1 protein-coding gene and 2 pseudogenes are annotated in these 1,631 nt (G+C 60.3%); 1 reads left to right on the forward strand and 2 read right to left on the reverse strand.

Features of this window, described 5'->3' with window-relative positions:
• A pseudogene (locus tag ENZ75_RS31210) lies at positions 1–322 on the forward strand (Lrp/AsnC family transcriptional regulator); the annotation flags it as partial.
• 50 nt (positions 323–372) lie between these two features.
• Here ENZ75_RS31210 and ENZ75_RS31215 read toward each other — a convergent pair.
• Together ENZ75_RS31215 and ENZ75_RS31220 are read right to left on the reverse strand one after the other, a co-directional pair.
• Positions 373–1,344 carry an ABC transporter substrate-binding protein gene (locus tag ENZ75_RS31215; RefSeq protein WP_013530916.1) on the reverse strand — a complete coding sequence of 324 codons (972 nt, stop codon included), beginning with the start codon at positions 1,342–1,344 and terminating at the stop codon, positions 373–375.
• Positions 1,345–1,384: 40 nt separating this feature from the next.
• Positions 1,385–1,631, reverse strand: a pseudogene (locus tag ENZ75_RS31220) (ABC transporter permease); the annotation flags it as partial.

Here is a 1,631-nt window from a genome sequence, read left to right on the forward strand (position 1 = left end):
GGAGGAGACCGGGGTCATCAGAGGCTACACCACGCTGGTCGATCCCTCAGCCTTCGGCTGGAGCATGGTCGCCATCGCCACCATCCGGCTCAGCCGCCAGAACGAAGACGAGATCGTGATGTTCGAGGACGCGATCCGCGGCTGGGAAGAGGTGCTGGAATGCCACCTCGTCACCGGTTCGCGCGACTATGTGCTGAAAGTGGTGACGGGAAGCCTCGAACAATACGAGCGCTTCATCAAGTAAAAGATCGCGCGGCTGAAATGCGTCGCCTCGATCGAGACCAGCTTCGTCATGAACACCATAAAGGAACGGCGCCTCTGACATTTCTGCCGGAGGCGCCGCTTTCTGGATAGATGTGTTGCCGGCTAGGCTTACTTGACCGCTTTGTCGGTGATGGCGGTGGTGTAGGCGCCGGTCGGCTCCTTGGTGATGATCTTCTGGTCGAGCAGCGCCTTGGCGGTGCGCTCGTAGGTCGCCGGGTCAAGCTTGCCGTCGGCATTGTCGATCAGCTTGGCGACTTCGCTCATCATGCGCTTCTGGTGGTTCTCGTCCTGGCCGCCGCCGTCCATGACGATGCCTGCGGCTTCGTCATTGTTGTCGATGGCATATTTCCAGCCCTTCATCGAGGCGCGCACGAAACGCACCATCTTGTCTTCGAAGGCCGGATCCTTGAGCTTGTCTTCGGACGCATAGAGCCCGTCCTCGAGCAGGTCGTTGCCCATGGCCGAGTAGTTGAACACGGTCAGCTGTTCCGGCTTGTAGCCGGCGTCGATCAGTTGCCAGTATTCGTTGTAGGTCATGACCGAGATGCAGTCCGCCTGCTTCTGGATCAGCGGCTGCACGTCAAAACTCTGCTTGAGCACCGTGACGCCGTCCGGGCCGCCCTCGGTCTTCAGGCCGAGCTTGTTCATCCAGGCGTAGAACGGATACTCGTTGCCGAAGAACCAGACGCCGAGCGTGTGACCTTTGAAGTCGGCTTCGGTCTTGATCGGGCCGTCCTTCGGGCAGACCAGCTCCATGCCGGCCTTCTTGAACGGCTGGGCGATGTTGACCAGCGGCACGCCCTTTTCGCGGGCAGCCAGCGCACCGCCCATCCAGTCGACGATAACGTCGGCACCACCGCCGGCGATCACCTGCTCGGGCGCGATATCGGGACCGCCCGGCTTGATGTCGACGTCGAGACCCTCGGCCTCATAGAAACCCTTGGCCTTGGCGACATAGTAGCCGGCAAACTGGGCCTGCGTGACCCATTTCAGCTGCAACGTCACCTTGTCGGCGGCCATTGCCTGGAAAGCGGCAAGCGACATCGCGCCAGCCAGAACGGGAATAATCAGTCTTTTCATTTTGTTACCCTCTGAAGTTAGTGCCCTAAACCCACCGCCCCTATCCACCACGGACAGAGGGATGCCAAAACGTGACGGCTCTTTCGACAAGAGCGACCACGCCATAAAAGACCGAACCCGCAAGTGCTGCAACTGCGATTTCGGCCCAGACCATGTCGATGTTCATCCGCCCGACCTCGGTCGAGATGCGGAAGCCCATGCCGACGACAGGCGTGCCGAAGAACTCGGCAACGATGGCGCCGATCAGCGCCAGCGTCGAGTTGATCTTCAGCGCGTTGAAGATGAAG

This window comes from Mesorhizobium sp. M7A.F.Ca.CA.002.04.1.1, from assembly GCF_004022805.1.
Lineage (GTDB): Bacteria > Pseudomonadota > Alphaproteobacteria > Rhizobiales > Rhizobiaceae > Mesorhizobium > Mesorhizobium ciceri.

What these genes read in the sequence shown, in the direction of transcription:
- ENZ75_RS31215 (WP_013530916.1), bottom strand. Translation starts at nt 1,344, where the DNA reads ATGAAAAGACTGATTATTCCCGTTCTGGCTGGCGCGATGTCGCTTGCC.